Source organism: Rhodovulum imhoffii, from assembly GCF_003046545.1.
In the GTDB taxonomy this organism is placed as follows: domain Bacteria; phylum Pseudomonadota; class Alphaproteobacteria; order Rhodobacterales; family Rhodobacteraceae; genus Rhodovulum; species Rhodovulum imhoffii.
This window is the reverse complement of sequence record NZ_QAAA01000006.1, coordinates 16,633-42,579: the sequence shown is the minus strand read 5'-3', so window position 1 is coordinate 42,579 and position 25,947 is coordinate 16,633. Positions and strand designations below refer to the sequence as shown.

Genomic DNA, 25,947 nt, shown 5'->3' with positions numbered 1-25,947 from the left:
ACCCAAGAGGCCGGGCATGATCCCCCCAGAAGACTGCCAGAGCATGGACGAACTGCGCCATCAGATCGACACGCTGGACCGGCAGATCGTGGCGGCGCTTGCCCGGCGGGCAGGGTATATCGACCGCGCGGCCGAGCTCAAGCCGAAGGAGCGGTTGCCCGCCCGGATCGAGGCGCGCGTATGCGAGGTGCTGGACAACGTTCGCGCCTGTGCCCGCGCTGAAGGGTGGGATGAGAAACTGGCCGAGACGCTCTGGCGTGAGATGATCGAATGGTCGATCCGCCGCGAAGAGACGGCCATGGCCGCCAAGGAGACCCGAACATGACCGCAATCCTGATTGATGGCAAAATCTTTGCCGCAGACATCCGTGCCAGGGTGGCCGACCATGTGGCCCGTCTGAAGCAGGACCATGGCCTGACCCCCGGTCTTGCCGTGGTGCTGGTCGGGGAAGACCCGGCAAGCCAGGTTTACGTGCGCAACAAGGGCAAGCAGACAAAAGAGGTTGGGATGACCTCGTTCGAGCATTGCCTGCCCGCCGATACGCCCGAGGCCGAGCTTCTGGCCCTGATCGACCGGCTGAACGCTGCCCCCGCGGTGCATGGGATCCTTGTGCAACTGCCGCTGCCCGATCATATCGACGCCGACAAGGTCATCAATGCGATCGATCCCGCGAAGGATGTGGACGGGTTCCACATCCTCAATGTCGGGCGGCTGGCGACCGGGCAGAAGGCGATGGTGCCCTGCACGCCTCTGGGATGCCTGATGATGCTGCGTGACCGGCTCGGCAGCTTGTCGGGCAAGCGTGCGGTGGTCGTGGGGCGTTCCAATATTGTCGGCAAACCGATGGCCCAGCTCTTGCTGCGCGACAGCGCGACGGTGACCGTGGCCCATTCCCGCACGCAGGATCTGCCCGCGGTATGCCGCGGGGCGGACATCCTTGTGGCGGCGGTCGGGCGGCCGGCGATGATTCCGGGCGGCTGGATCAAGCCGGGCGCGACGGTGATCGACGTCGGGATCAACCGAGTTCCCGCGCCCGAAAAAGGCGAGGGAAAAACCCGCCTCGTGGGGGATGTGGACTTTGAAACTGCGGTTGAGGTGGCCGGTGCGATCACCCCGGTGCCCGGCGGCGTGGGGCCGATGACCATCGCCTGCCTGCTGGCAAATACGGTTACGGCCTGCTGCCGGGACAGTGGGCTGCCCGAACCGGAGGGCCTGACAGCCTGATCCGGGCCTCGGGCGGCGCGATGTTGCCCGAATTTGCCTGAGTCCCAAACCAATGCTTGCGCCAAACGGTCGCGCTTGGCACCATATCTGTGCAGGCTCCAACCCACGAGGTTCTATTTGGGCATCAGCGCACTGACCCCCCCGCCCGCGCCCGACGGCGTTCAGGAAACGCTGTTGGAGTTTCCTGACAATCGCCTTCTGATCGATCTGTGTGGTGAGTTTGATCGCAATCTCGCCCAGATCGAGCATCAGCTGGAGGTACATATCCTGCGCCGGGGCAACCGGCTTTCGGTATTGGGGGACGAGGCCGCCAGAACCCGTGCGGCAGAGGTCCTGAATCAGCTTTACGGACGCCTGGAGGCAGGCAGGAGCGTTGCCGCAGGAGAGATCGACGGGGCCATTCGTTTATATGACAGCCCGGAAACCGGTGCCCGCGCGGGCGACCAGCTGGAGATGTTTCAGCGCGGACGGATCGAGATTCATACCCGCAAGAAGCTGGTCGAGCCCCGGACCGAGGCGCAGAAGGCCTATGTGCAGGCCCTGTTCGGGCACGAACTGGCTTTCGGAATCGGCCCGGCCGGCACCGGCAAGACGTATCTTGCGGTGGCGGCCGCGGTCAACATGTTCACGGGTGGGCAGGTGGACCGGATCATCCTTTCACGTCCTGCCGTCGAGGCGGGGGAGCGGCTCGGATTTCTGCCCGGCGACATGAAGGACAAGGTGGATCCGTACATGCAGCCGCTTTACGACGCGTTGCACGACTTCCTGCCGGGCCGGCAACTGACCAGGCTGATCGAGGAAAAGAAGATCGAGATTGCGCCGCTGGCCTTCATGCGGGGGCGCACCCTGTCGAACGCTTTTGTCGTGCTGGACGAGGCCCAGAATGCCACGCGCATGCAGATGAAGATGTTCCTGACCCGGCTGGGGGAGGGGTCGCGCATGGTGATCACGGGCGATAGCAGCCAGGTGGACCTGCCCCGCGGCGTTACCAGCGGCCTGGCCGATGCGCAGGCGCTGCTCAGGGGGGTAGAGGGGATTTCATTCAGCTACTTTACCGCGCGGGACGTCGTGCGGCACCCTCTGGTGGCGCGGATCATTCAGGCTTATGACAAGGCCGATGGATGATCTTGTCGATACGATTGCCGAAGATCCCCGCTGGCAGGAGGCCGGTCTGCCCGCACTGGCCGAGAGGGCCTGCCGTGCCACGCTGAACCATCTGGGCCTCGATCCCGCAGGGGTCGAGATTTGCCTGCTGGGCTGTGACGATTCCAGAATCGCGGCGCTTAACGCGGAATTCCGGGAAAAGCCCCGGCCGACGAACGTGCTGTCCTGGCCGTCCCGGGAACGCGCGGCGGGTGCGGATGGCGGGCGTCCGGACCTGCCCGAAGGCCCGCTGTGTGAGTTGGGCGATATTGCCATCGCCTGGGAGACCTGTGCCCGGGAGGCGGAGGCGCAGGGCAAACCGTTTGCCGACCACGTGAGCCATCTGCTGGTGCATGGCTGCCTGCACCTGTTGGGGTATGACCACATCCGGCCCGGAGACGCCGCGCTGATGGAACGTCTGGAGGTGGAAATACTTGCCAAACTGGGTATCGCTGACCCATATGTCTGATAACGGGCCTCGGGCCCGGATCATTTGGTAAGGACTGATGGGTGACGAAACCGAAGGGTCGTCTTGCGCGGCGCATGGCGCGCACGGCTCTGAAAAGACCGAGAGACGGGGCCTGATCGGCAGGCTCGCGTCTCTGGTGCGCCCCGATTCCGGGGCCCAAGCCACCGAAAACGATGCGGAGGGATCGTTCTCCGCGAATCTTGCACCGGAGGCTTTTGCTTCGGGCCTGATGAACTTCAGCAGCCTGAGGGTGGAGGACGTCGCAATCCCGAAGGTGGAGATCGTCGCCGTGCCTGCGGATATCGGACTGGTGGAACTGGTCGGCGTGTTCCGTGAAAGCGGTATGACGCGCCTGCCGGTTTATGACGGTACGCTGGATACGCCGCTGGGCATGGTGCACCTGAAGGATCTTTCTCTGCGTTACGGTTTCAATGGCAAGGCGCAGGACTTTTCCCTGGACGACATGATCCGCCCGCTCTTGTTCGCTCCGCCGTCGATGCCGGTCGGGGTGCTTTTGCAGAAGATGCAGAGCCAGCGGATGCACATGGCGCTGGTCATCGACGAATACGGCGGGGTGGACGGGCTGGTGACGATCGAGGATCTCGTCGAGCAGGTCGTGGGGGAGATCGAGGATGAGCACGACGTGACCGAAGGCCAGTTCTGGGTACAGGAAAAACCCGGCATCTACCTTGCGCAATCCCGTGCGCCTCTGGATGAGTTCGAGGCGGAGATCGGTCTCAAGCTGGCGGAAGCCGAAGACGAGGAAGAGATCGACACCATCGGCGGGTTGGTTTTCATGATGATCGGTCGGGTGCCTGCGCGGGGCGAAGTCATCCCCCATGACACGGGCGCCGAGTTTGAGGTGGTTGACGCCGACCCCCGGCGGATCAAACGTTTGCGGGTGCGGTTGCCCTCCGCCAAGGTCGCCTGATGTCATGACATCGCTTTTGGGTCGCCTTTCTGCCCGGCGGTTCGGTTTCGCGGCCTTCGGGCTGGGGGTGTTGGCCGCAAGCGGGCAGGCCCCGCTGGGCTGGTGGCCGCTGACGCTACTGGCGTTGGCAGGGTGTATCGCGCTGGTGGCGCGGGGGACATGGCAGCAGGCGGCGGGCCGGGCCTGGGCGGCGGGCGCGGGATATTTCGCCGGGGCGGTGAACTGGATTGTGGAGCCGTTTCTCGTGGACATTGCCCGTCACGGCTGGATGGCGCCCTTCGCGTTGCTGTTGCTGGCCGGGGGGCTGGCGCTTTTCTGGGGGGCGGCGGGCGCGCTGGCCCATTGGCTGGGCCGGGGGCGGCAAAGCAGGGCGCTGGCCTTCGCGGTGACGCTGGCCTTTGCGGAACTGGCGCGCAGCCATGTGTTGACGGGGTTCCCCTGGGCTCTTGTCGGCCATGTGTGGATCGGCACGCCGGTGATGCAGCTTGCGGCGCTGACCGGGCCACATGGCCTGAGCCTTCTGGCGGTGTCGATCGCGGCACTGCCTGCCATGGCGCGCTGGCGGGGGGTGGGGCTGGCGGCGGCCCTGCTGGCCGCGGCGTGGGGGGGGGGAATGTTCCGTCTTGCCCAACCCATGCCCGCGGACACGCCGGTCGTTGTGCGGCTGGTACAGCCCAACGCCGCGCAGCACCTGAAATGGCGTCCGGACATGGTTCCGGTTTTCTTCGAGCGGCTGATGGATGCGACTGCCCGGCCCGCCGACCCGGCGCCGGATATTGTCATCTGGCCCGAAACTTCTGTGCCTTACCTACTGAACCATGCCGATGACGTGATGGGAATGATGGCGGATGCTGCGGGCGGGGGTCCGGTGATGTTCGGGGCCCAGCGGCGCGACAGGCAGGGCGTTTACAACAGTCTCGCCGTTATCGACGCACAGGGACGGGTCAGCCACCTCTATGACAAGCACCATCTTGTGCCGTTCGGAGAATATCTGCCTTTCGGCGGGGTGCTGGGAGCGATCGGGCTGAAGGGCCTGGCCGCGCGGGATGCCTATGGGTACACTCCCGGTCCGGGGCCACGCCTGCTGGATCTTGGGCCAGCGGGGCGGGTGGTGCCGCTGATTTGCTATGAGGCTGTGTTTCCCGAAGATTTGCGCGCGCCGGGCGGTCGTCCGGACTGGGTGGTTCAGATTACGAATGACGCTTGGTTCGGCCGCCTGACGGGGCCATATCAGCATCTCGCACAGGCGCGGCTGCGCGCGGTGGAGCGTGGGCTGCCGTTGGTGCGTGTGGCCAATACCGGCGTTTCCGCGGTGATCGATGCGCGCGGCCGGGTGCTGGACAGCCTGCCGCTGAATACGGCCGGTGCCCTGGATGCGGGTTTGCCCGGCGCGCTGCCGCCCACGCCTTATGCGCGTGGGGGCGACTGGCCCGCCGTGTTTGCCTTTTTCCTCCTTTTTGCCCTTTTCGCCGCAGCGCGCCGGCAGAAATAGACGTTGACCCCTTGTGGCCGTGGGCGTAAGCGGGTGGGATCGAACCGTCACAACGGCTTCCTGGCGTGATGGGGATAACCTAATGGAGCACTTCCAATGACTCGTAAGAACTATATCTTTACCTCCGAATCCGTCTCGGAGGGGCACCCGGACAAGGTTTGCGATCGCATTTCGGATGCCGTTCTCGATGCCTTCTTGGCGGCGGACCCCCAGTCCCGCGTTGCGTGTGAGACCTTCGCCACGACCGACCGCGTCGTGATCGGCGGCGAGGTGCGCGGCCCCGGCGAAGTCATCCAGCGGGTCGAGGAGATTGCCCGCGAATGTGTACGCGACATCGGCTATGAGCAGGAGGGCTTTCACTGGGCCAACATGAAGGTGGACAGTTACCTTCATGCCCAGTCCGCCCATATCGCACAGGGCGTTGACAAGGAGGGTGCGGGCGACCAGGGGATCATGTTCGGCTATGCGGTTGAAGAGACCGATGCCCTGATGCCCGCGCCGATCCACTATTCCCACGCGATCTTGCGTCGCCTCGCCGAGGTGCGCAAATCCGGGGCTGCACCCGATCTGGGCCCTGACGCCAAGTCCCAGCTTTCGCTGCGTTACGAGGACGGCAAACCCGTTGAGGTGACCCAGCTGGTGCTGTCGACCCAGCACGCCAGCGAGAACCAGACCTCCGACGATATCCGCGCCATCGTGGAACCCTATATCCGGGAAGTGCTGCCCGAAGGCTGGCTGACGAAGGCTACCGAATGGTGGGTCAACCCCACGGGCACCTTCGTGATCGGCGGCCCCGATGGCGATGCCGGCCTGACCGGGCGCAAGATCATTGTCGATACCTATGGCGGGGCCGCGCCCCATGGCGGTGGTGCGTTTTCGGGCAAGGACCCGACGAAAGTCGACCGTTCTGCCGCTTATGCGGCCCGCTATCTGGCCAAGAACGTGGTGGCCGCCGGGCTGGCCCATCGCTGTGTGATCCAGCTGTCCTATGCCATCGGCGTGGCCAAGCCGCTGTCGATTTATGCCGAAACCTACGGTACCGGCGAAGTCAGCGAAGAGGTCATCGAAAAGGCCGTGGCCGAGGTGATGGATCTGACCCCCCGCGGGATTCGCGACCATCTGCAGCTTAACCGTCCGATCTACCAGCGCACCGCAGCCTATGGGCATTTCGGCCGTGCGCCCGAGGTCGATGGCGGGTTCAGTTGGGAACGCACCGACCTGGTCGAGGCCCTGAAATCGGTGATCGGGTAAACCGCGCATTGCCCGGCGTAACGTGACACGATAGGGGGTGGGTCGAAACGCCCGCCCCTTTTTGCGTGGACCCGCATGACAGACAAGAAACACCCCGCCGCGCCCTGGCGCAATTTCTATGGCCGCCGCTCCGGCAAGACCCTGCGCGACAGTCAGCGTGGCTACCTGGAAGAGGATCTCGCGGCGCTCTCCCCTGGCGCGGTATCGTGGGAAGACAACCCCGGGCGCGACCCGCTCGACCTTGCGGGGCTTTTCGGTGGGCGCGACGTCTGGCTGGAGGTCGGTTTCGGCGGGGGGGAGCACATGGTCCATCAGGCGGGGCAAAACCCGCAGGTCGGGATCATCGGGTGTGAGCCGTTCATCAACGGTGTCGCCATGCTGTTGGGGAAGCTGCGCCAGGCCGGTGTGGGGAATGTCGCCATCCATCCCGGCGATGTGCGGGATCTCTTCGACGTTCTGCCCGAAGCCTGCCTGTCGCGGGCGTTCCTGTTGTATCCCGACCCGTGGCCCAAGAAGAAACACCACCGCCGCCGGTTCGTGACGCCCGGGTATCTGGAGCCACTCGCCCGTGTGATGAAGCCTGGTGCGAGTCTGCGCGTGGCCACCGATATCCCCGATTATGTGCGCCAGACACTGGAGCAAGTGCCCCGCCACGGGTTCGAGTGGCTGGCCGAGCGTCCGGAAGACTGGCGCGCCCCGTGGCCGGACTGGATTTCGACCCGTTACGAACAGAAAGCCCTGCGTGAGGGCCGCCCGCCCCATTACCTGACTTTCCGGCGGGTTTAGACGCTGTGGCCAGGGGGGGATTCGCGCTATATTCCGCGGGGAGGGCGCGCCATGGCCGAGATCCAGATTACGAATTGCCACATCCACACCTTCACCACGGCTCATACGCCGAAATATTATCCGGTGCGGATCGCGGCGTTGTTCCGGGCGGTCCCGGCGCTGCTGATGTTCTCACGGTGGATCGCCCGGTTTTTGCCCTGGGATGGCCTTTATGATCTTTTGGTGCGGCTGGAGAATTTCCACCGCACCGGCAGCCGCAGATCGCAGGAGGAGGTGTTCAGGGAGGTTTTGCATTATTACCCGCGGGATACGCGTTTTGTGGTCCTGCCAATGGATATGGCGCTTATCGGCCACGGCCCGGTCGGGGAGGATATCGATGCACAGCATGACGGCCTTGCCGAACTGGCGGAGGCTTATCCGGATCAGGTTCTTCCTTTTGCCACGGTGTTTCCGGATCGTCCTGGTGCGGCCGGGGAGTTCTTGCGCTGCATTGACGAACTCGGCTTTCGAGGTCTCAAGATTTACACCAAGCTGGGCTATGCCCCCGATCATCCGGTTCTCATGAACGATGTTTACCCCCTGTGCGCAGCACGCGGTCTGCCGGTGATGGCCCATTGTTCGCGCGGGGGGGTGCGGCACAAGCTTTGGAGCCAGTCCCGTGCCGACAAGGTGACAGATCCGGCGGCGTATCGTCCCGTGATGGAAAAATTTCCCGATCTGCGCTTGTGTCTTGCCCATTTCGGCGGCGATGCGGACTGGCGCGATTATCTGGGCCGTGGGCTTGACCCAGACGACCCGGAGGCGCGGCAAAGGAACTGGGTCTCGGAGATTGCCGACATGATCGAAGGGGGCGCGTTCCCCAATCTTTATACCGATATTTCCTACACGATCTTCAAGTTCTCCGAATATGCGCCTTTGCTGCGCCTGTTCATGGAGAATGACAAGTTGCGGCCGCGCATCCTGTTCGGGTCGGATTTCTACATGACCCGGCAAGAGCAGCTTTCGGAAAAGGCGGTGTCGATCCGGCTGCGCGACACGCTGGGCGAGGATCATTTCCGCCAGATCGCCGAGATCAACCCCCGTCACTGGCTGGGGGAGGCTTGACGCCCCGGCCACATTCGCTAAGCCCTTGCCAGAGCATGCTGCAAGGAGCCGCCCATGTCCGCCCATGGTGACCCGATCCCGATGACTGCCCGGCGTGCGGCTTCCCTGCGCGGCACGGCAGAGGTGCCGGGGGACAAGTCGATCAGCCATCGTGCGCTGATCCTTGGTGCGCTGGCGGTGGGGGAGACCCGCATCAGCGGCCTTCTGGAAGGGCAGGACGTATTGGACACCGCCCGGGCGATGCGCGCCTTCGGTGCGCGGGTGAGCCAGACCGGCCCCGGGGCGTGGGTCGTTCAGGGCGTCGGCGTTGGCGGATTTGCCGAGCCTGACGATGTCATCGATTGCGGCAATTCCGGCACCGGGGTGCGGTTGATCATGGGTGCGATGGCCACCTCGCCCGTGACGGCGACGTTTACGGGCGACGCCTCTTTGCGGTCCCGCCCGATGGGGCGCGTGACGGAGCCTCTGGCGCTGTTCGGGGCGCGGGCGGTGGGGCGCGATGGGGGGCGTTTGCCGATGACCGTCACCGGCGCGGCGCACCCGGTGCCCGTGTGTTACAAGACACCGATGCCTTCGGCGCAGGTAAAGTCGGCGATCCTTCTGGCCGGGCTGAACGCGCCGGGCGAAACCGTGGTGATCGAGCGTGAGGCCACCCGCGACCATACCGAGCGTATGCTGGCAGGGTTCGGGGCCGATTTGCGGGTGGAGGATGGCCCCGAGGGGCGCATTATTACCCTGACCGGCCAGCCGGAGCTGCGCCCCCAGACCATCGCCGTGCCGCGCGATCCAAGCTCCGCGGCGTTCCCGGTTTGCGCGGCGTTGATTGTCGAGGGGTCGGATGTCTCGGTCCCCGGCATCGGTCTGAACCCGACCCGTGCGGGCCTGTTCGAGACCTTGCGCGAGATGGGGGCGGACTTGGGCTATGAAAACATGCGTGAGGAAGGGGGGGAGCCGGTGGCGGATCTGCGTGTGCGGTTCTCACCAGCCCTGAAAGGGATCGAGGTGCCACCCGAACGCGCGCCCAGCATGATCGACGAATACCCGATCCTGTCGGTGGTTGCGGCTTTTGCCGAGGGTCCTACCGTGATGCGCGGTGTGGGGGAGTTGCGGGTGAAAGAAAGCGACCGTATCGCCGCCATGGCCAACGGGCTGCGCAGTTGCGGGGCCCGTGTCGAGGAGGGGGCGGACTGGATGGTCGTTCATGGAATGGGGCCGGGTGGGCTGCCCGGGGGGGCGATATGTGCCACGCATCTGGACCACCGGATCGCGATGTCTTTCCTTGTGGCCGGGTTGGGCGCGCAGGCGCCGGTCACGGTTGACGATGCCGGGCCGATCGCAACGTCTTTCCCGGTGTTCGAGCCGCTGATGGAAGCCCTTGGGGCACGGTTTTCGAAGGTGTCCCCATGAGTGCCGCGGGCGGTTGCCTTTGCGGCGCGGTGCGTTACCGCACCGACGCGCCGCTGCGCCCGGTAATCGCGTGCCACTGCACGCAGTGCCGCAAGACGAGCGGACATTACGCCGCCGCCACCTCGGCCCTGCGTGCGCGTGTCACGATCGAGGGGCGGGTCGCATGGTATGCGTCCTCGCCGTGCGCGCGGCGCGGTTTTTGCCCGATTTGCGGCTCCAACCTTTTCTGGGACGGGCCGGGGACTCATCTGGCGATTTTCGCCGGGACGATCGACGGCGACCCCGGCGTGCGGCTTGCGGGCCACATCTTCTGTGCCTACAAGGGTACCTATTATGATATCGAAGGGGATCTTCCACGTGCCGATGGGGCGGACCCTTCCATGACGACGCAGGTGGAATGAGTTTTGCCGTTGCCATAGATGGCCCCGCCGCCGCCGGGAAGGGGACGATCAGCCGGGCCGTTGCCGCGCATTTTGGATTTGCCCATCTTGATACGGGGCTGCTTTACCGGGCCGTGGGGGCGTGTGTTCTGGAGGGGCGGGACCCGGTCGAGGCCGCGCGCATGCTGGCCCCCGCAGACCTGGAGCGAGACGGCCTGCGCAGCCCGGCGGTGGCGCAGGCTGCCAGCAAGGTTGCCGCGATTGCCGATGTTCGTGCCGCGCTGGTGGAGTTTCAGCGCGCTTTCGCCACCCGTGCCGAGGGCGCGGTACTGGACGGTCGGGATATTGGCACCGTGATTTGCCCCGATGCTCCGGCAAAGCTTTTCGTGACCGCGAGCGATACGGTTCGGGCCAGGCGCCGCTACCGCGAACTGGTGGAAAAGGGGATCGAGACGACCTTTGAGGAGGTGCTCGCCGATATGTGCGCCCGCGACGCCCGCGACCGCGCCCGGTCCAGCGCGCCGTTAAAACCCGCCGAAGATGCGGTGATGCTCGACACGTCGCAATTGGGCATCGATGAGGCCGTAGCGGAAGCGATCCGGATCATCGAAGCGCGCAGGGCGCGGGTTTTTACGGCTTAACACTTGCGTGAGACGGTTTGTCCCGCTATAGAGCGCCCGTCGAAAAGGCCGAAAGAGCCGCAATCTGGGGCAGGGTCGGGGAATGTACCGGCCCTTCTTGTTTTGACCCCGGCGCGGGCGGGAGGCAATCAGACCAATCCAAGACCGGCGGAGACAACCGCCCGGCCAGTAAAATGAACCCGAAGGAAACCAGAGACCACATGGCTCAGAACACATCCATGGAGGAATTCGAAGCCCTCCTCCAAGAAAGCTTCGAAATTGACACGCCGGAGGAAGGCAGTGTCGTCAAAGGTCGCGTTATCGCCGTCGAGGCGGGGCAGGCCATCATCGATGTCGGCTACAAAATGGAAGGCCGCGTCGATCTGAAGGAATTCGCAAATCCCGGCGAAGCGCCTGAGATCTCCGTGGGGGATGAGGTGGAAGTCTACCTCGACCGCGTCGAGAACGCTCGCGGCGAAGCCGTTATCAGCCGTGAAAAGGCCCGTCGGGAGGAAGCCTGGGATCGTCTGGAGAAAGCCTATGCCGACGATGCCCGCGTCGACGGCGCGATCTTCGGTCGCGTCAAGGGTGGCTTTACCGTCGATCTGGGCGGTGCCGTCGCCTTCTTGCCCGGCAGCCAGGTCGATGTGCGCCCGGTGCGCGATGCCGGCCCTCTGATGGGGCTCAAACAGCCCTTCCAGATTCTGAAAATGGATCGTCGCCGCGGCAATATCGTTGTGTCGCGCCGCGCCATCCTGGAGGAATCGCGGGCCGAGCAGCGTGCCGAGGTCATCGCCAAGCTGACCGAGGGCGATGCTGTGGACGGCGTGGTGAAGAACATCACCGAGTATGGCGCCTTCGTCGATCTGGGCGGGGTGGACGGGCTGTTGCACGTCACCGACATGGCATGGCGCCGCGTCAACCATCCTTCCGAGATCTTGTCGATCGGGGAAACCGTCAAGGTTCAGGTCATCAAGATCAACAAGGATACCCACCGTATCAGCCTGGGCATGAAGCAGTTGCAGGAAGATCCGTGGGATACCGTGGGCGCGAAGTTCCCGCTGAACACGGTTCACAAGGGGCGCGTGACCAACATTACCGACTATGGCGCCTTCGTCGAACTGGAGCCGGGGGTCGAGGGTCTTGTCCACGTGTCCGAAATGTCCTGGACCAAGAAAAACGTGCATCCCGGCAAGATCGTTTCGACCAGCCAGGAAGTGGATGTCATGGTGCTGGAGATCGACGCTGCCAAGCGCCGCGTCAGCCTTGGCCTGAAACAGACCATGCGCAACCCGTGGGAGGTGTTCTCCGAAACCCATCCGGTCGGGACCGAGGTTGAGGGCGAGGTCAAGAACATCACCGAGTTCGGCCTGTTCATCGGTCTGGACAACGACATTGACGGCATGGTGCATCTCTCCGATCTCAGCTGGGATCAGCGCGGGGAGGAAGCCATCCAGGACTACCGCAAGGGCGACATGGTGAAAGCCGTCGTCACCGAGGTTGACGTGGAGAAAGAGCGCATCTCGCTCTCCGTCAAGGCGCTGGCGGGCGATCCGTTCGCCGAGGCCGTGGGGGGGGTGAAGCGCGGATCGGTTATTACCGTCGCGGTCACGTCTATCGAGGATGGCGGGATCGAAGTGGAGTACGAAGGCATGAAATCCTTCATCCGCCGCTCCGATCTGTCGCGGGACCGGGCGGAACAGCGTCCCGAGCGCTTTCAGGTCGGTGACCATGTGGATGTGCGCGTGACGAACATTGACAACAAGACCCGCCGGCTGGGCCTGTCGATCAAGGCGCGTGAGATCGCCGAAGAGAAAGAGGCCGTCGAACAGTTCGGCAGCTCCGATTCCGGGGCGTCGCTGGGGGACATCCTTGGGGCGGCGCTGAAAGGCAGCGAGAAGTAGCTGGGATTTGTCGCATTTGTCGCGATCATCCGGCCCCGCCACTGGCGGGGCCGTTTTCATTTGCCCCTGTGATTCGCCGCGCAGCTTCGGGTTTTCCAGCCCAAAGGGGCAGGCGCCGGGTGCAGCGGAGGGTTTTTCCACGTTTTCAGGGGCTTTTTCTTTGAGGAATGCTGAAACGCGCCTATAGTCACGAAGCCGAAGGCCAACTAAAAATTCGACGGGGACCCTGTGTTATGATCCGCTCTGAATTGATTCAGAAAATTGCCGATGAAAACCCCCACCTTTACCAGCGCGATGTCGAACGCATCGTTGGTACTGTTTTCGAAGAAATCATTGCTGCCATGGCGCGCGGTGATCGGGTTGAGTTGCGGGGCTTTGGCGCATTTTCGGTCAAAAAACGGGATGCGCGCATTGGTCGTAATCCGCGCACCGGTGAGTCCGTTCATGTTGAGCAGAAGCATGTCCCTTTCTTCAAGACCGGCAAGCTGCTACGAGAACGACTGAACGGGAAATAAACGGACCGGAGCTATGCGCTACATTCGATACCTCTTCCTCGCCGTTCTGGCGATTGGGATTGTCGTCATCTCGATGGCAAACCGGAATATTGTCACCCTGTCGCTGTTGCCGGAGGAACTGGCCGGTTTTGCCAAGTTCAACTGGACGGCCGAGGTGCCGCTTTTCGTCGTCGGGTTTTCAGGGCTCGTCGCCGGCCTTTTGATCGGGTTTTTCTGGGAATGGATGCGCGAGGCCAAGCACCGCGCGGAAGCGTCTCGCAACCGGCGTGAAACCGCCCGACTTCAACGCGAGGTGTCGCGCCTGAAAAAGGCGCAGAGCGGCGATGACAAGGATGATGTTCTGGCCCTGATCGAGGACGACAGGAAGGCGGGTTGACCGCCGCCATGTCGGACATACGGGTGAAAATCTGCGGCCTGCGCGACCGGGCCGCCGTTGAGGCGGCGGCGCGTGCTGGGGCTGCCTATGTCGGATTCGTCTTTTTTCCACGATCGCCGCGGTCAGTGGATCTGGCGCAGGCTGCGGAATTGGCCGCTGGGGTGCCTGTGGGGATGGCGCGCGTCGCCCTGACGGTGGACGCCGAAGATGCCGCGCTGGAGGCGCTGGTGGAGACCGTTCCCCTCGACATGCTCCAACTCCATGGCAATGAACCTCCGGACCGGGTGGCGCGCCTGCGGGCGCGCTTTGGCCTTCCGGTGATGAAGGCTGTGGGCGTCGCGGATGAGGCCGATTTGCCCGCGCTGCAGGAGTATGCCCGTGTTGCGGACCAGGTTCTCGTGGATGCCAAGGCTCCGAAAGGGGCTGTGTTGCCGGGGGGAAACGGGCTGTCTTTCGACTGGCGGATGATCGCGGGCCGCCGCTGGCCGGTACCGTGGATGTTGGCGGGGGGGCTGACGCCGGAAAACGTGGCTGAGGCCATCCGCCTGACCGGGGCCCGGCAGGTGGACGTGTCTTCCGGCGTGGAAAGCGCCCCCGGGGTGAAAGATGCCGTACGCATGGCCCGTTTCGTGAAGGCGGCGGGCTAACCCTGTCTTTACCGCCGCGCCCAATGGCTTTAAACGCGGGGAGACCCGAGATGGAGACCCCGACATGGCGGAAAATCTTGTGAACAGCTTTCTGACCGTCCCGGATGACAAGGGGCGCTTCGGCGATTTCGGCGGTCGATTCGTCAGCGAGACGCTGATGCCGCTGATCCTGGAGCTTGAGCAGCAGTACGAATATGCCAAGACGGATGCGTCCTTCTGGGACGAGATGACCCATCTGTGGACCCATTACGTGGGCCGTCCCAGTCCGCTCTACCACGCGGAGCGTCTGACCGAATACCTTGGCGGCGCGAAGGTCTACTTCAAGCGCGATGAACTGAACCATACTGGCGCGCACAAGATCAACAATGTGCTGGGACAGATCATTCTTGCCCGCCGGATGGGAAAGACCCGGATCATTGCCGAGACCGGTGCCGGCCAGCATGGCGTGGCCACGGCAACCGTGTGCGCCAAGTTCGGGCTGAAATGCGTGGTTTACATGGGGGCGCATGATGTGGAGCGCCAAAAGCCGAACGTCTTCCGGATGCAGCTTTTGGGGGCAGAAGTCGTGCCCGTCACTTCGGGGCGTGGAACGCTGAAGGATGCGATGAACGACGCTTTGCGCGACTGGGTCACCAATGTGCGGGATACGTTCTACTGTATTGGGACGGTTGCGGGGCCGCATCCCTATCCGGCGATGGTGCGCGATTTCCAGTCGATTATCGGCAAAGAGGCAAAGGCGCAGATGCTCTCCGCCGAGGGGCGGTTGCCGGATACACTTGTCGCGGCCATCGGGGGGGGCTCCAACGCCATGGGCCTGTTCTACCCGTTCCTCGACGACAAGCAGGTCCGCATCATCGGGGTCGAGGCCGGAGGGAAGGGCGTGACCGCAAAGATGGAGCACTGCGCCAGCCTGACCGGCGGACGCCCCGGCGTCTTGCACGGAAACCGGACCTACCTGTTGCAGGATGACGACGGGCAGATTCTCGAAGGATATTCGATCTCCGCCGGACTCGATTATCCCGGCATCGGGCCGGAGCACGCCTGGTTGCACGATATGGGGCGCGCGGAATACGTGGCCATTACCGATGATGAGGCCTTGGGGGCGTTCCAGCTTTGCTGCGAAAAGGAAGGTATCATCCCCGCGCTGGAGCCCAGCCATGCGCTGGCCCATGTTGTCAAGATCGCCCCGGATCTGCCTGCGGATCACCTGATTTGCATGAATATGTGCGGACGTGGCGACAAGGACATCTTCACTGTGGCGCGGCATCTTGGTGTGGGAATGGCAACCCCCGATCAGAACTGAGACTTGTCGAATTCCTTCGTAAACTTGGGTTTACAAGCGTGTTTCGGGGCCTGTGCGGGCCTGTCTAACCCTTAGGTGTATGGCGTCCTGGTCTGAGTCATGCTCCCTTGGCGGTGCGAAACCGAAGCCAAAGGAGCGTGACATGAAACCGATCCCCTTTATGGCCGCCTGTATCACGATGCTGGCCGGGGCAGCCGCAATGGCGGACGTCTCCGTGCGGGATGTCGTGCGGGACCTCCAATCCCAGGGCTATGTGGATATCGAGGTCGAACGCGAAGGCGGGCGTATTTCCGTCGAGGCGCGCAAGCGCGGTCAGGAACGCGAGGTAACTTACGATTCGGTTACGGGCCGTATCCTGCGGGACGAAACAAGCCGCTACGGTGGCATGGTCCGTGAGCGTGTCGAGGTTGATTTTGACGACAGGGAGCGCGGCGACTCTCGTGGAGATCGTGGCGGCGATCTGAGCGACCGCGGCGACAACCGAAGCCACCGCGACGACGACCGGGATGACCGTGACGACGACCGGGATGACCGCGACGACGACCGGGATGACCGTGACGACGACCGGGATGACCGTGACGATGACCGGGATGACCGCGACGACGACCGGGATGACCGCGACGACGACCGGGATGACCGTGACGACGACCGGGATGACCGTGACGACGACGACGATCATGACGACGATGACTGACGTCGCCATCGGGCCAACCCTTTTCCCCCTTTAGGGTATGGCCTTGTCACGGCGCCGCACATGGGCCCAAATGTGCAGGGCGCCGTGACCCATTCAGGGATATCTTCATGATCAAGCGCAGAATCATTCTGGCCAGTCTGACCGTTTTTCTGCTGTCGGGCTGGGCATTGGCGGCCGGCATGCAGGACCGCATTGTCGCGCAATTGCGCCAGCAGGGCTTCACGGAGATCCTGGTCACCAGCACACTTCTTGGACGGACGCGGGTTGTTGCCCGCGGGCCCGGCGAACGGCGAGAGATCATCTTCAATGAACGAACCGGGGAGATTTTGCGCGATCTCTGGCAATTCAGTGATGACGAAGACGTGCGCGGACAGCTTTTCTCTTCCGAGGGCGGGGCCAGGAATTCCCGCCAGAACGACAGGGAGCGTTCCACGGGCGGAACTTCCGGAGAGAGCAAAAGCAACAACGGTGATAACCGGGATGACGACAGCGACGACGACGATGGAGACGACGATGACGACTGAGCCGCGCCCCCGAAGGATGTCGGGGCAAGGCCGGTGAGTGGCAAAATCCTCATCGGGGCAATCTTGCTGGTTCAGGCGCTTTGCGCCGTTTTTTTCGTGTCTGACATCCTGTTGACGGTTCTGAATGCACGCAGTGTGCCGATAAGCTGGCAAACGCGGGAACTACTGGAAATCGGGGCTGCGGTGGGACTGATTCTGGGCCTTCTCCTGGGGGCTGTGGCGCTTTGGGAGAGCCTGCGTCAAGGGGCGCGTGCGCGGGAGAAACTGCGCCTGGCCTCCGGTGCGTTTCACGAGGTCATGGAGGAAAAGTTCTCGGAATGGGGGCTGACCCCGGCAGAGCGGGACGTTGCGCTCTTTTGTATCAAGGGGCTCAGCACGCAGGATATCGCCATGCTGCGCAAAACGTCGGAAGGCACGGTCAAGGCGCAGACGAATGCGATCTACCGCAAGGCCGGGGTCAGCGGGCGACCGCAATTGCTCAGCCTGTTCATCGAAGACCTGATGGTAGACAGCCTGTTGCCGGTCTCACGCGACGATTAGCGAAACCTGTCCACCAGTTTTTGCAAGGGGGTGCGGGTGTCGGCGCTGGCGGGGGGCTCTGTCGTCTGCGGCTTTTGGCAGGGGGGGCGCGCGGGGGGGCGGGCGTGACGCTGGGCCACCGCATTCAGGAATTGCGCATTGTTGTTCGCCGCCAGCTCCGCCACCCCATCCGAAAGACCGCGCAGCAGGTTATCCAGCCAGACCTGGTCCGCCTTGGCAAAATCGCTCAGGACGTAGCCGGAGACCTTGTCCCTGTGACCGGGATGGCCGATCCCCAACCGCACGCGGCCGTAAGCTTCCCCGATATGGGCATGGATCGAGCGCAGACCGTTATGCCCGGCGTGGCCACCGCCCTGTTTGAGACGGCATTTGCCGGGGGCGAGGTCGAGTTCATCATGGAACACGGTCACGTCCTGTGGGCCCAGCTTGAAGAAACGCATCGCTTCGCCCACGGACTGACCTGAGAGGTTCATATAGGTTTCGGGCTTGAGCAGCAGAATCTTTTCCCCGGCCAACCGCCCTTCGGCGATCTGGCCCTGAAATCTGGCCCGCCACGGTGTAAAACCGTGGTCCACCGCGATTTTGTCTACCGCCATGAAGCCGATATTGTGCCGGTTCCCTGCATATTTTGCGCCGGGATTGCCCAGACCCACGAACAGCCGCATCCTTGCCTCCGAATGGTGTATTGCCTTGATGCCGCCAAGACGGCGGAATTTCCAGCCCGCAAACGCAAACGGGGCCCCGGAGGGCCCCGCTCAAAGGGTGGTAGAGGGGCTTATTCCTCTTCGCCGGTGTCTTCCTCGGCCTCGGCGGCGTCCGCCGCATCGCCCTCTTCGTCGCCGGAGCGCAGGCTCGACGGTGCGGAGATGTTGGCGATGACGAAGTTCCGGTCGGTGATGGTCGGGGTCGCCCCTTCGGGAAGAGCCACGTCCGAGATATGAACGATATCGCCGACATTCAGCCCGGACACGTCCACGGTCAGCTTCTCGGGGATATCGCCGGCGGTGACCACCAGTTCAACCTCCGGGCGGACGACGGTCAGCACGCCGCCTTTCCTGAGGCCGGGGGAGGTTTCTTCGCCCACGAACTCGACCGGGATGAACAGGTTGATGCGCGAGGTCCGGCGCAGGCGCATGAAGTCCACGTGGATCGGCAGATCCTTGACCACATCACGCTGCACGCCGCGGCAGATCACGCGGACATCTTCCTGCCCGTCGAGCTTGAGGTTGAACAGCGTCGACAGGAAGCGGCCCGCTTTCAGGCGCTTGAACAGTTCGTTGTACTTGAGGTTGATCGCAACGGGGTCTTGCCCGCCGCCATAGACCACACCGGGGACGAGTTTTTCACGGCGAGCTTGACGAGCGGCCCCCTTGCCCGACCTCGTGCGAACCGTGGCGTGAATATCAGGAATTTCACCAGCCATTTTCACTTTCTCCTGTTAAGGGCATCCTCCAAGGGTGTATGCCCGGATGAAGCCGTGCCCTTAGCCCAGGAACAGAAAATTGGAAAGGGAAAAAGGGCGGTCAGGCCCATTTTCCTTCGAAATCTTCCGGGATCATCAGGATGTCGTGGCCCAGCCCTTCGATGGTCTTGTGCCCGCACAGGGCCATGGACACGTCCAGTTCCTTGTGGAGTATCTCCAGCGCCGTTCTGACGCCGGCCTCGCCCATCGCGCCAAGGCCGTAGATGAAGGCCCGTCCGATATAGGTCCCCTGTGCGCCCATCGCCACGGCCTTGAGAACGTCCTGCCCGCTGCGGATGCCGCTGTCGAGGTGGACTTCCACCTGTCCTCCCACCGCGCGCAGGATCGACGGCAGGGCACGGATGGCCGACACCGCGCCGTCCAGTTGCCGCCCCCCATGGTTGGAGACGACGATCGCATCGGCGCCCACATCCAATGCCATCTTCGCATCATCGGCGTCGAGGATGCCTTTCAGGATCAGCTTTCCGTCCCACATTTCCTTGATTCGGCGGACCTTTTCCCAGTCAAGCCGGGGGTCGAACTGTTCGGCGGTCCAGGTTATCAGGCTGGAGGCGTTGGTCACGCCCCTGGCATGGCCGACGATGTTGCCGAACTGGCGGCGTTTGGTGCCCAGCATTTCCAGCCCCCATCCCCATTTGGTGGCAAGGTTCAGCAGGGTCGGAAGGGTCAGTTTGGGCGGCGCGGACAAGCCGTTCTTAAGGTCCTTGTGCCGCTGGCCGAGAATTTGCAGATCGAGCGTCAACACCAGCGCCGAACATCCTGCGCGGCGGGCCCGTTCGATGATGTTTTCCAGGAATTCCTGGTCGCGCATCACGTAAAGCTGAAACCAGAAAGGTTTTTGCGTATGCGCCGCAACATCCTCGATGGAGCAGATCGACATCGTGGAAAGCGTGAACGGCACCCCGAATTTCTCTGCCGCGCGGGCGGCCTTGATTTCTCCGTCGGCGGATTGCATTCCGGTCAGCCCGACCGGCGCCAGCGCCACGGGCATCGTGACCTCCTGGCCGATCATCCGCGTGGCGGTGGAGCGTCCCTCCATGTCGACCGCCACGCGCTGGCGCAGGCGAATCTGCCCGAAATCGGAGGTATTCTCGCGGAAGGTCTGTTCCGTCCAACTGCCGGATTCGCAGTAATCATAGAACATTCGCGGTACCCGGCGCCGGTAGATCCGGCGCAGATCTTCGATCGTGGTAATCACTGGCATGGAAACAACTCCGGCTATTGGTAAAAACCTGTTACCAATTTGGCCGGGGTTGCGCAATAACTCCGCTATCCCCGGTGCGCGCCGGCGGCCAGGTCCTTCACGTAAGCCAGAACCTGGCGCACGCTTTTGCCCTGTTCGATCTGCTTGACGATGGCCGACCCGACGACGGCCCCATCGGAGACACCGGCCATGGTTTGGGCCATTTTCGCGGTCCTGATCCCGAACCCGACAACCACCGGCAGATCGGTTTGCGCCTTGATACGCGCCACGTCGGGGGCGACATCCGCGCCTCGCGGCTCCGCCGCGCCGGTGATACCGGTAATCGAGACGTAATACACAAAACCCGAAGTATTCTGCAAAACCCTGGGCAGGCGCGCGTCGTCGGTGGTGGGGGTGGCCAGGCGAATGAAGTTCAGCCCGGCCTCCTGCGCGGGGATGCAGAGTTCCTCGTCTTCCTCGGGGGGCAGGTCCACCACGATCAACCCGTCGATCCCGGCGGCGCGCGCGTCGCTGAGAAACCGCTCCACCCCCCGGTTGTAGATGGGGTTGTAGTATCCCATCAGCACGATCGGAGTCTCGTCGTTGGCGGCGCGGAAGGCGCGTGCCATTTCCAGCGTTTTCTCAAGCGTCTGGCCTGCATCCAGTGCCCGCTGCCCGGCCAGCTGGATCGTCGGCCCGTCCGCCATCGGGTCGGTGAAGGGCAGGCCCAGTTCAATGATGTCCACGCCCGCGTCTGGCAGGCCCTTCATCAGCGCCAGCGAGGTCGCATGGTCCGGATCCCCGGCCATGATGTAGGCCACGAATGCCTTCTTGCCTTCGGCCTTCAGCGTGGCGAATTTCCGGTCGATCCGAGTCATGGTGTCCCTCGTCTGGTTTCGCCCGGTTTGGCGAAAGGCGCGACGAAAATCAAGACATGTGGAGTTGCGGCGGCCCGGTCAGGCGCGTAGAAGGCGCGCAAAGCTGCGAACCGGAGGTGGCATGGGTTTCAAGACGGGTATCGTGGGGCTGCCCAACGTGGGCAAGTCGACCCTGTTCAACGCGCTCACGCGCACGGCGGCGGCACAGGCCGCCAACTTTCCCTTCTGCACCATCGAGCCCAACGTGGGCGAGGTGGCCGTGCCCGATATGCGGCTGGACAAACTGGCGCAGATCGCCGGGTCCAGGCAGATCATCCCCACGCGGATGACTTTTGTGGATATCGCCGGGCTGGTGAAAGGCGCCAGCAAGGGGGAGGGGCTGGGCAACCAGTTTCTGGCCAATATCCGTGAATGCGACGCCATTGCCCATGTGTTGCGCTGTTTCGAGGATGGGGACGTGACCCATGTGAACGGCCGGGTGGACCCGGTTGCCGACGCGGAGGTGATCGAGACCGAGCTGATGCTGGCCGACATGGAAAGCATCGAGAAGCGGCTTGCCAATCTGGTGCGCAAGGTGCGCGGTGGCGACAAGGAGGCGCTTCAGCAGGAGCGGCTGCTGAAAAGCGCGCAAGCGGCCCTGGAGGCCGGGGCCCCGGCCCGCACCGTCGCGGTGGACGCGGAAGACGCCAGGGCCTGGGAAATGCTGCAACTTCTGACAGCGAAGCCCGTCCTGTATGTTTGCAACGTCTCCGAAGATGAGGCCGCCACCGGCAACGCCCATTCCCGTGCGGTTGCGGACATGGCCCTTTCGCAAGGAGCGGCCAGCGTTGTCATTTCCGCCAGGATCGAAGAGGAGATCAGCCAGCTCGACCCTGAAGAGGCCGGGATGTTCCTGTCGGAACTGGGGCTGGAAGAGGCCGGGCTGGACCGTTTGATCAAGGCGGGCTATGCGCTTTTGGGGTTGCAGACCTATTTCACCGTCGGTCCGAAGGAAGCCCGCGCCTGGACCATTCCTGCCGGGACTTCGGCGCCCAGGGCCGCCGGCGTCATCCATGGGGATTTCGAACGCGGCTTCATCCGGGCGGAAACCATCGCCTATGTGGATTACGTCCGCCTGGGCGGTGAGCAGTCGGCGAAAGAGGCGGGCAAGATGCGCGCCGAAGGCAAAGGTTACATCGTTCAGGATGGGGATGTCCTGCACTTCCTGTTCAACGCTTAGGGAATGAGGCGGGCATCCACTTCCTCGTGCATTCTCAGGACGTGGGTTTTCAGGTGCTCGCAGAACGCTTCCGACAGAAGCGATTGTGGCCGGTGCGCCGGGGTCAGCAGGGAAAGCCTGGCCGGAATCCGGGGTGCGAAACTTCGAAAAACCAGCCCGGACAAAAGGTTTTCGCGGTTCAGCACCCCATGAGCGGAAATCCGGTCGCAGATCATGTAGCACAGCCCGGCCGCGACGAAGCTGAGACCGGGCAGGATGGTCTGCAACTCGAACCGACGGTGGATGGCGACGCCCCGCCGGGCAAAGGCGGTGCGGATGTCGCGGGTGATCGGGTGGTCGTCGTAGAGCAGTGCCAGTTGTTTGCCATCCAGCATTTCCGGCGTGATCGTGGCGTTCTTGGCCAGGGGGTCCCCGGCGGGCAGGGCGCAGATGCAGTCAAGGTCGAAATCGACCTGCCGGACCGACGGCCGCGGCCGTGGGGTTTCCGCAAAGCCTACATCGAACTGCTGCGAGGCGACCAGTTCTTCGATGAACCGGGAGGAGCGCATCATCAACGCGGCCTCGACCTCGGGCTTGTCGGACAGGAAATCCCTCAGGACCTGCGGCATGAAAAACCCCGATGCGGCCGGGTGACATGCGATCTGAAGTCGCCCGGATTGATTCCCGGACATCGCCTGAAGCGTCAGTTTGGCCTGATCGAGGCGGGTGAGGATGGCCTCGCATTCCTCAAGAAAGAAGTAGGCCTCGGGCGTTGGGGTCAGCTTGCTCTGCTCCCGTGTGAACAGCTTGAAGCCGAGTTCGGTTTCAAGCCCGGCAATGACGGAACTGACGGCGGGTTGGGTGCGCCCAAGGGAGCGGGCCGCCTGCGAGATTGAGCCGCTGCGCATCACTTCCCGGAAGGCGTTAAGCTGGCGGAAGGAAAGATTCATCGGAAACCATTGCGGTGAAATTTATGGATATAGAGTATTTTCCAATTTGCATTTATGGGCCTGACTTCGTCAAGTGGCCCGACGACCCGGATGTGTAGCGCAGGAACAGGAATGGATAAACCGGCAAAATACCTTCTGACCTGTTTGATTTGTGTCGTCGCGCTCGGGCAGTTCGTCCAGGTTGTGACCCGCTACGTCTTGCAGGTGCCGGTCATGGGGCTGGAAGAAGCCATGATGTATCCGACCATATGGTTGTACATCCTTGGCGCGGTAAACGCCTCGCGTGAAGATACGCATATCCGCGCCAATGTGCTGGAAATCTTCCTGAAAGCGCCGTGGCAGCATCGCCTTCAGGCCATCGTGGCAGAGACTGTCAGTCTCGTTGTCGGCCTGTGGCTGCTGTATTGGGCGTGGGACTTCACGAAGTATTCGTGGCGTGTCTGGCGGGAAAGCCCGACCCTTTATATCCCGACATTCTATGCCGATATCGCGTTGTTGGCCGGTCTTGCGCTGATGATGGTCTATACTGCGCTTCACCTTGTCCGCCATGTTCGCAGCCTCCGCCACGGAGAACGGACGTGATCGAAGTTGCCCTTGTCGCCATCGCGGTTCTGGTTCTCTTCCTGACGCTCGGCGTGCCGCTGCCCTACTGTTTCGGGGGGGCGCTGATGGTGATGTACTATCTCGGCGATGCCGTCATGAAGGGCAACATGCTGTGGGGCATGCAGCAATTGGGCAACCCTGTTCTTCTTGCGATCCCGCTCTTCGTGCTGGCGGGGACGATCATGTCCGAAAGCGGCATCGCGGCCAGTTTGCTGCGCTTCGTGAATGCCTTCATCGGGCACGTCCGGGGGGGGTTGGGTGTCGTGGCCGCGGTAAGCTGTGCCATCATCGGGGCCATTTCGGGATCCGGCCTGACGGGAATAGCGGCGATCGGGCCTTTGCTGATCCCGGAAATGGAAAAGCGCGGGTATCCACGCGAATACGCGACTGCACTGATCGCGAACTCTTCGATCCTTGGCCTGCTGATCCCGCCTTCGGTCACGATGATCGTCTATGGCTGGGTCACGGACACCTCGATTCTGGCCTGTTTTCTGGCGACGCTGGGTCCGGGGCTGCTTATCATGTTCAACTTTTCGGCCGTGAACCTGTGGATGAGCCGCAAGTTCGACCTTGTACTCGACGAAAAGCCCGACCTGTCGCACCTGGCCGGCGAGGTCGCCCGGCGCGGGTTTCATGCCACCCCGGCACTGTTGATGCCGGTGATCATACTCGGGGGAATCTATGGCGGCGTCGTCACTCCGACCGAGGCCGCCGCCGTCGCCGCGATCTATGCCATCCCGGTTGGCTTCTTTATCTACAAGGGGTTGCGCTGGGATAATTTCCTGAATGTCGGCAAGGAGGCCGCAACCGCCGTTGGAGCGATCATGATGATGATCATCTTTTCGATGATCCTCAGCCAGATGTTCGTGATGGAAGGGGTGCCGCAGGCATTGGTGGCATCGATTTTCGAGATCACCGACAACAAGGTGCTGCTGCTGATCCTGATCAACGTGATGTTGTTCCTTGTCGGCATGGTGGTGAATGACGTGACCGCCATCATCCTGATCGCGCCGCTGCTGCTGCCGCTGATGCAGGCGATCGGGGTCACCCCGGTGCAGTTTGCCGCCATCATGGGGGTTAATACGGCGATGGGGGGCGTGACGCCGCCCTATGCCTCAATCCTGTATCTCGGCGCGCGTATCGGCAATGTGCCGGTGACCCGCGTGATTCCGCCAGCCATGCTTCTGATTGTCACGGGGTATGTGCCGGTGGTGTTTCTGACCTCGCTTTGGCCGGACCTGTCGCTCTTCCTGCCGCGGGTGTTTGGCTACTGACTTCGTTCAAGGAGGACCCGAACGTGAGAAAAACCCTGATGACCACGGCCGCTCTTGCCCTGATGGCGCTGATGCCCGCTGCCGAGGCCGCGACGCTGAAGCTGAGCCATGTGCGCCCGCAAGATACCACCGTGGACAAGGAACTGCGCGTTTTCGCGCAACAGGTCGAGGCCGCCACCGGCGGTGAGATCAGCATCCGGTTGTTTCCGGCCTCTGCGCTGGGAGATTTCACATCGGTGCAGGAACGTATCTCGGTCGGGGCGATCGACATGGCCGTACAGCCCGCAGCAACCGGGGCCGACCGCCGCATTCAGATCAGCACCTTTCCCTACATCGCGGATGACTGGGACGCCGCGCGCCGTCTCTACGGCGCCGGCGGCATCATCCGGGAAAAGGTTTCCGGGCTGCTGGCCGAACAGGATATTACCGTCCTGGCCGTCTACCCGGTCTATTTCAGCGGTATCGCACTGAATACCGAGGCTGTCGCGCCCGGTGACCCGTCTGTCGCCAAAGGGATCAAGGTGCGCGTGCCGGGGGTGAAAAGCTTCCAGCTCAGCGGTGAGGCGCTGGGCTACATTCCTGCCCCGATTCCGTTTTCCGAAGCGTTCACCGCAGTACAGACCGGCGTGGTGGACGGGGTGATCGGCTCCGGTGCAGAGGGCTACTACGCCTCGTTTCGCGATGTGACGAAGACCTACATTCCCGCCAACCTGCATTTCGAGATCTGGTATCTGATGGTTTCCAACAGCACGCTGGCCGAATTGTCAGAGGATGACGTCGCCGCGCTCCGGGCGGCGGCCGAAACGTTTGAGACCACACGCTGGGGCGTGGCCGAGAAAGACCAGGCGCTCAATGAGGCAAAACTGGCCGAAAGCGGCGCGACCATCGTCGATCTGAACGAAGAGCAACTCTCCGCGATGGCCGCGAAGATCCGCACCGAGGTGTGGCCGGAAATTCTCAGGGATATCGGGGAGGACTGGGGCCGCGCCATTCTGGACGAAGTCGCCGCACAATAGCGCCCACCGCCACGCACGGGCCGCCGGGGCGGTCGTTTTTGCCGCCCCGGTT

The 25,947-nt window shown here is 63.1% G+C and carries 29 protein-coding genes and 1 riboswitch; of the genes, 24 read left to right on the top strand and 5 right to left on the bottom strand.

The window, feature by feature from the left end; all coding sequences use genetic code 11:
- Nucleotides 1-16: 16 nt before the first annotated feature.
- The 20 genes from C8N32_RS06530 to C8N32_RS06435 all read left to right on the top strand — a co-directional run bounded on the left by C8N32_RS06530 (nucleotide 17) and on the right by C8N32_RS06435 (nucleotide 17,310).
- Nucleotides 17-325 carry a chorismate mutase gene (locus C8N32_RS06530; protein WP_107891687.1) on the top strand — a complete coding sequence of 103 codons (309 nt, stop codon included), beginning with the start codon at nucleotides 17-19 and terminating at the stop codon, nucleotides 323-325.
- Nucleotides 322-1,224 (top strand): bifunctional methylenetetrahydrofolate dehydrogenase/methenyltetrahydrofolate cyclohydrolase FolD, encoded by a 903-nt coding sequence (gene folD / locus C8N32_RS06525; RefSeq protein ID WP_107891686.1) that lies wholly within the window; start codon nucleotides 322-324, stop codon nucleotides 1,222-1,224. Before C8N32_RS06530 ends, folD begins: the two co-directional genes overlap by 4 nt.
- Nucleotides 1,225-1,341: 117 nt before the next feature.
- The gene (locus C8N32_RS06520; RefSeq protein ID WP_107891685.1) at nucleotides 1,342-2,349 is read left to right on the top strand and encodes a PhoH family protein; all 1,008 of its coding nucleotides are present in this window, start codon (nucleotides 1,342-1,344) and stop codon (nucleotides 2,347-2,349) included.
- The gene (gene ybeY, locus C8N32_RS06515) at nucleotides 2,342-2,836 is read left to right on the top strand and encodes an rRNA maturation RNase YbeY (protein ID WP_107891684.1); all 495 of its coding nucleotides are present in this window, start codon (nucleotides 2,342-2,344) and stop codon (nucleotides 2,834-2,836) included. Before C8N32_RS06520 ends, ybeY begins: the two co-directional genes overlap by 8 nt.
- 37 nt (nucleotides 2,837-2,873) lie before the next feature.
- Nucleotides 2,874-3,767, top strand: a complete 894-nt coding sequence (locus C8N32_RS06510) for a hemolysin family protein (protein WP_107891683.1) — start codon at nucleotides 2,874-2,876, stop codon at nucleotides 3,765-3,767.
- Nucleotides 3,768-3,771: 4 nt separating this feature from the next.
- Nucleotides 3,772-5,259 (top strand): apolipoprotein N-acyltransferase, encoded by a 1,488-nt coding sequence (gene lnt / locus C8N32_RS06505; RefSeq protein WP_107891682.1) that lies wholly within the window; start codon nucleotides 3,772-3,774, stop codon nucleotides 5,257-5,259.
- A 41-nt stretch (nucleotides 5,260-5,300) separates the two neighbouring features.
- Nucleotides 5,301-5,349, top strand: a riboswitch (SAM-SAH riboswitch).
- Nucleotides 5,350-5,355: 6 nt separating this feature from the next.
- Complete coding sequence (gene metK / locus C8N32_RS06500; RefSeq protein WP_107891681.1) at nucleotides 5,356-6,510, top strand: methionine adenosyltransferase; 1,155 nt, start codon at nucleotides 5,356-5,358, stop codon at nucleotides 6,508-6,510.
- A gap of 75 nt (nucleotides 6,511-6,585) precedes the next feature.
- A complete protein-coding gene (gene trmB, locus C8N32_RS06495) occupies nucleotides 6,586-7,296 on the top strand; it encodes a tRNA (guanine(46)-N(7))-methyltransferase TrmB (RefSeq protein WP_107891680.1) in 711 nt (236 codons plus the stop codon).
- Between the two features lie 51 nt (nucleotides 7,297-7,347).
- The gene (locus C8N32_RS06490; RefSeq protein ID WP_107891679.1) at nucleotides 7,348-8,400 is read left to right on the top strand and encodes an amidohydrolase family protein; all 1,053 of its coding nucleotides are present in this window, start codon (nucleotides 7,348-7,350) and stop codon (nucleotides 8,398-8,400) included.
- A 54-nt stretch (nucleotides 8,401-8,454) separates the two neighbouring features.
- Nucleotides 8,455-9,807, top strand: a complete 1,353-nt coding sequence (aroA, locus tag C8N32_RS06485; protein WP_107891678.1) for a 3-phosphoshikimate 1-carboxyvinyltransferase — start codon at nucleotides 8,455-8,457, stop codon at nucleotides 9,805-9,807.
- The gene (locus C8N32_RS06480) at nucleotides 9,804-10,208 is read left to right on the top strand and encodes a GFA family protein (RefSeq protein WP_107891677.1); all 405 of its coding nucleotides are present in this window, start codon (nucleotides 9,804-9,806) and stop codon (nucleotides 10,206-10,208) included. The genes aroA and C8N32_RS06480 overlap by 4 nt, the downstream gene beginning before the upstream one ends.
- Complete coding sequence (gene cmk, locus C8N32_RS06475; RefSeq protein ID WP_107891676.1) at nucleotides 10,205-10,828, top strand: (d)CMP kinase; 624 nt, start codon at nucleotides 10,205-10,207, stop codon at nucleotides 10,826-10,828. The genes C8N32_RS06480 and cmk overlap by 4 nt, the downstream gene beginning before the upstream one ends.
- Nucleotides 10,829-11,001: 173 nt before the next feature.
- Entirely contained in the window at nucleotides 11,002-12,711 is a 1,710-nt protein-coding gene (gene rpsA, locus C8N32_RS06470) for a 30S ribosomal protein S1 (protein ID WP_107891675.1), read from the top strand.
- Nucleotides 12,712-12,944: 233 nt separating this feature from the next.
- Nucleotides 12,945-13,226, top strand: coding sequence for an integration host factor subunit beta (gene ihfB, locus C8N32_RS06465; protein ID WP_107891674.1), 282 nt, complete (start codon nucleotides 12,945-12,947; stop codon nucleotides 13,224-13,226).
- Nucleotides 13,227-13,239: 13 nt separating this feature from the next.
- A complete protein-coding gene (locus C8N32_RS06460) occupies nucleotides 13,240-13,602 on the top strand; it encodes a LapA family protein (RefSeq protein ID WP_107891673.1) in 363 nt (120 codons plus the stop codon).
- 8 nt (nucleotides 13,603-13,610) lie between these two features.
- Nucleotides 13,611-14,249, top strand: coding sequence for a phosphoribosylanthranilate isomerase (locus C8N32_RS06455; RefSeq protein WP_107891855.1), 639 nt, complete (start codon nucleotides 13,611-13,613; stop codon nucleotides 14,247-14,249).
- Nucleotides 14,250-14,313: 64 nt separating this feature from the next.
- Nucleotides 14,314-15,552, top strand: a complete 1,239-nt coding sequence (gene trpB / locus C8N32_RS06450; RefSeq protein WP_107891672.1) for a tryptophan synthase subunit beta — start codon at nucleotides 14,314-14,316, stop codon at nucleotides 15,550-15,552.
- A 142-nt stretch (nucleotides 15,553-15,694) separates the two neighbouring features.
- Complete coding sequence (locus tag C8N32_RS06445; RefSeq protein WP_107891671.1) at nucleotides 15,695-16,246, top strand: PepSY domain-containing protein; 552 nt, start codon at nucleotides 15,695-15,697, stop codon at nucleotides 16,244-16,246.
- Between the two features lie 107 nt (nucleotides 16,247-16,353).
- Complete coding sequence (locus tag C8N32_RS06440) at nucleotides 16,354-16,770, top strand: hypothetical protein (RefSeq protein WP_107891670.1); 417 nt, start codon at nucleotides 16,354-16,356, stop codon at nucleotides 16,768-16,770.
- Between the two features lie 33 nt (nucleotides 16,771-16,803).
- Nucleotides 16,804-17,310, top strand: a complete 507-nt coding sequence (locus C8N32_RS06435) for a helix-turn-helix transcriptional regulator (RefSeq protein ID WP_107891669.1) — start codon at nucleotides 16,804-16,806, stop codon at nucleotides 17,308-17,310.
- Here C8N32_RS06435 and pth read toward each other — a convergent pair.
- The 4 genes from pth to trpA form a co-directional block, all read right to left on the bottom strand.
- Complete coding sequence (gene pth, locus C8N32_RS06430; protein WP_107891668.1) at nucleotides 17,307-17,975, bottom strand: aminoacyl-tRNA hydrolase; 669 nt, start codon at nucleotides 17,973-17,975, stop codon at nucleotides 17,307-17,309. The genes C8N32_RS06435 and pth overlap by 4 nt on opposite strands.
- Before the next feature lie 110 nt (nucleotides 17,976-18,085).
- Nucleotides 18,086-18,733: a 50S ribosomal protein L25/general stress protein Ctc gene (locus tag C8N32_RS06425; protein ID WP_107891667.1), complete on the bottom strand. Its 648-nt coding sequence runs from the start codon at nucleotides 18,731-18,733 to the stop codon at nucleotides 18,086-18,088.
- 100 nt (nucleotides 18,734-18,833) lie between these two features.
- A complete protein-coding gene (locus C8N32_RS06420; RefSeq protein WP_107891666.1) occupies nucleotides 18,834-19,997 on the bottom strand; it encodes an alpha-hydroxy acid oxidase in 1,164 nt (387 codons plus the stop codon).
- A gap of 65 nt (nucleotides 19,998-20,062) precedes the next feature.
- Nucleotides 20,063-20,854: a tryptophan synthase subunit alpha gene (gene trpA, locus C8N32_RS06415; protein ID WP_107891665.1), complete on the bottom strand. Its 792-nt coding sequence runs from the start codon at nucleotides 20,852-20,854 to the stop codon at nucleotides 20,063-20,065.
- 121 nt (nucleotides 20,855-20,975) lie between these two features.
- Here trpA and ychF point away from each other — a divergent pair, with 121 nt between their 5' ends.
- Nucleotides 20,976-22,073, top strand: a complete 1,098-nt coding sequence (gene ychF / locus C8N32_RS06410; protein WP_107891664.1) for a redox-regulated ATPase YchF — start codon at nucleotides 20,976-20,978, stop codon at nucleotides 22,071-22,073.
- On the opposite strand, the gene C8N32_RS06405 is transcribed toward ychF, so the two are convergent.
- The gene (locus C8N32_RS06405; RefSeq protein ID WP_107891663.1) at nucleotides 22,070-23,002 is read right to left on the bottom strand and encodes a LysR substrate-binding domain-containing protein; all 933 of its coding nucleotides are present in this window, start codon (nucleotides 23,000-23,002) and stop codon (nucleotides 22,070-22,072) included. The two genes, ychF and C8N32_RS06405, sit on opposite strands and share 4 nt — an antisense overlap.
- A gap of 111 nt (nucleotides 23,003-23,113) precedes the next feature.
- On the opposite strand from C8N32_RS06405, the gene C8N32_RS06400 reads away from it, so the two are divergent.
- From C8N32_RS06400 to dctP, 3 genes are read left to right on the top strand one after another with little or no spacing between them, the layout of a single operon-like run.
- Entirely contained in the window at nucleotides 23,114-23,584 is a 471-nt protein-coding gene (locus tag C8N32_RS06400) for a TRAP transporter small permease (RefSeq protein ID WP_107891662.1), read from the top strand.
- On the top strand, nucleotides 23,581-24,879 hold the full coding sequence (locus C8N32_RS06395) for a TRAP transporter large permease (protein WP_107891661.1): 1,299 nt from the start codon (nucleotides 23,581-23,583) through the stop codon (nucleotides 24,877-24,879). The genes C8N32_RS06400 and C8N32_RS06395 overlap by 4 nt, the downstream gene beginning before the upstream one ends.
- A 23-nt stretch (nucleotides 24,880-24,902) precedes the next feature.
- Nucleotides 24,903-25,895, top strand: coding sequence for a TRAP transporter substrate-binding protein DctP (gene dctP, locus C8N32_RS06390; RefSeq protein WP_244905903.1), 993 nt, complete (start codon nucleotides 24,903-24,905; stop codon nucleotides 25,893-25,895).
- Nucleotides 25,896-25,947 lie beyond the last annotated feature (52 nt).

Excerpts from the sequence above, each read along its gene's own strand:
- C8N32_RS06530 (WP_107891687.1), top strand. The coding sequence starts at position 17 with ATGATCCCCCCAGAAGACTGCCAGAGCATGGACGAACTGCGCCATCAG.
- folD (WP_107891686.1), top strand. The coding sequence starts at position 322 with ATGACCGCAATCCTGATTGATGGCAAAATCTTTGCCGCAGACATCCGT.
- ybeY (WP_107891684.1), top strand. The coding sequence starts at position 2,342 with ATGGATGATCTTGTCGATACGATTGCCGAAGATCCCCGCTGGCAGGAG.
- C8N32_RS06510 (WP_107891683.1), top strand. The coding sequence starts at position 2,874 with ATGGGTGACGAAACCGAAGGGTCGTCTTGCGCGGCGCATGGCGCGCAC.
- lnt (WP_107891682.1), top strand. The coding sequence starts at position 3,772 with ATGACATCGCTTTTGGGTCGCCTTTCTGCCCGGCGGTTCGGTTTCGCG.
- metK (WP_107891681.1), top strand. The coding sequence starts at position 5,356 with ATGACTCGTAAGAACTATATCTTTACCTCCGAATCCGTCTCGGAGGGG.
- trmB (WP_107891680.1), top strand. The coding sequence starts at position 6,586 with ATGACAGACAAGAAACACCCCGCCGCGCCCTGGCGCAATTTCTATGGC.
- C8N32_RS06490 (WP_107891679.1), top strand. The coding sequence starts at position 7,348 with ATGGCCGAGATCCAGATTACGAATTGCCACATCCACACCTTCACCACG.
- aroA (WP_107891678.1), top strand. The coding sequence starts at position 8,455 with ATGTCCGCCCATGGTGACCCGATCCCGATGACTGCCCGGCGTGCGGCT.
- C8N32_RS06480 (WP_107891677.1), top strand. The coding sequence starts at position 9,804 with ATGAGTGCCGCGGGCGGTTGCCTTTGCGGCGCGGTGCGTTACCGCACC.
- cmk (WP_107891676.1), top strand. The coding sequence starts at position 10,205 with ATGAGTTTTGCCGTTGCCATAGATGGCCCCGCCGCCGCCGGGAAGGGG.
- rpsA (WP_107891675.1), top strand. The coding sequence starts at position 11,002 with ATGAACCCGAAGGAAACCAGAGACCACATGGCTCAGAACACATCCATG.
- ihfB (WP_107891674.1), top strand. The coding sequence starts at position 12,945 with ATGATCCGCTCTGAATTGATTCAGAAAATTGCCGATGAAAACCCCCAC.
- C8N32_RS06460 (WP_107891673.1), top strand. The coding sequence starts at position 13,240 with ATGCGCTACATTCGATACCTCTTCCTCGCCGTTCTGGCGATTGGGATT.
- C8N32_RS06455 (WP_107891855.1), top strand. The coding sequence starts at position 13,611 with ATGTCGGACATACGGGTGAAAATCTGCGGCCTGCGCGACCGGGCCGCC.
- trpB (WP_107891672.1), top strand. The coding sequence starts at position 14,314 with ATGGCGGAAAATCTTGTGAACAGCTTTCTGACCGTCCCGGATGACAAG.
- C8N32_RS06445 (WP_107891671.1), top strand. The coding sequence starts at position 15,695 with ATGAAACCGATCCCCTTTATGGCCGCCTGTATCACGATGCTGGCCGGG.
- C8N32_RS06440 (WP_107891670.1), top strand. The coding sequence starts at position 16,354 with ATGATCAAGCGCAGAATCATTCTGGCCAGTCTGACCGTTTTTCTGCTG.
- pth (WP_107891668.1), bottom strand. The coding sequence starts at position 17,975 with ATGCGGCTGTTCGTGGGTCTGGGCAATCCCGGCGCAAAATATGCAGGG.
- C8N32_RS06425 (WP_107891667.1), bottom strand. The coding sequence starts at position 18,733 with ATGGCTGGTGAAATTCCTGATATTCACGCCACGGTTCGCACGAGGTCG.
- C8N32_RS06420 (WP_107891666.1), bottom strand. The coding sequence starts at position 19,997 with ATGCCAGTGATTACCACGATCGAAGATCTGCGCCGGATCTACCGGCGC.
- trpA (WP_107891665.1), bottom strand. The coding sequence starts at position 20,854 with ATGACTCGGATCGACCGGAAATTCGCCACGCTGAAGGCCGAAGGCAAG.
- ychF (WP_107891664.1), top strand. The coding sequence starts at position 20,976 with ATGGGTTTCAAGACGGGTATCGTGGGGCTGCCCAACGTGGGCAAGTCG.
- C8N32_RS06405 (WP_107891663.1), bottom strand. The coding sequence starts at position 23,002 with ATGAATCTTTCCTTCCGCCAGCTTAACGCCTTCCGGGAAGTGATGCGC.
- C8N32_RS06400 (WP_107891662.1), top strand. The coding sequence starts at position 23,114 with ATGGATAAACCGGCAAAATACCTTCTGACCTGTTTGATTTGTGTCGTC.